Below are 558 nucleotides of genomic sequence, written 5' to 3'. Positions count from 1 at the left end.
CGCGGCATACAAGTCAACTAAGTCGCCCGTCATTCCCGCATCCAATACGTAGCGCGTGTAAGCCACCGTGCCAAAGTCTTCCGGCTCGTTTTCGAGATCAGATTCCGTCAATCCCCACTGACCGCAGTAGGTAACATGGTGGGCAATCTCTGAATCTAAAAGCGCATGTACACTTGGTAGTGCGCGGCGCATGTCGTCTAACGTACGTGCTTTGTAGATTGCTAGCGCATAAGCTCGCGCGTACTGTTTTAGGAATAAGAAATCTTGCTTCAAGTAATGTAGAAAACAAGGTTGAGCCAGTGTGCCTTTGGCTAATTGCTGCACGAAGGCATGCTCAGTGTATTCTTGCCAATCTTGGCGGCAAGCGTCGATCAAATCTTGGTATTTCATAATGGGGCAGCCTCGTAATTAGTCAAAGCTCGGTACGTAATCTTTCGCTTTTGGTAGCGTTTCGATGATTTTTTGTGAATACATGAACTCGGCGTAATCGTCGTAGCGTTTTAGGTCAACTGCCGATGGGCGAAGCGCGAAACGAGTTAACGTGTCATTCCAAGCGCG

Annotated in this window: 2 pseudogenes; both read right to left on the bottom strand. The window is 48.6% G+C overall.

From position 1 onward, the window contains the following. Nucleotides 1-390: pseudogene (locus R7Z77_RS27580) on the bottom strand (TenA family protein); the annotation flags it as partial. An 18-nt stretch (nucleotides 391-408) separates the two neighbouring features. After that, nucleotides 409-558: pseudogene (locus tag R7Z77_RS27575) on the bottom strand (ABC transporter ATP-binding protein); the annotation flags it as partial.

The sequence above is a fragment of the Vibrio sp. 1401 genome, from assembly GCF_033340295.1.
Note: the sequence above shows the minus strand (reverse complement) of the source record. Positions and strands in the feature narration are given on the sequence as shown.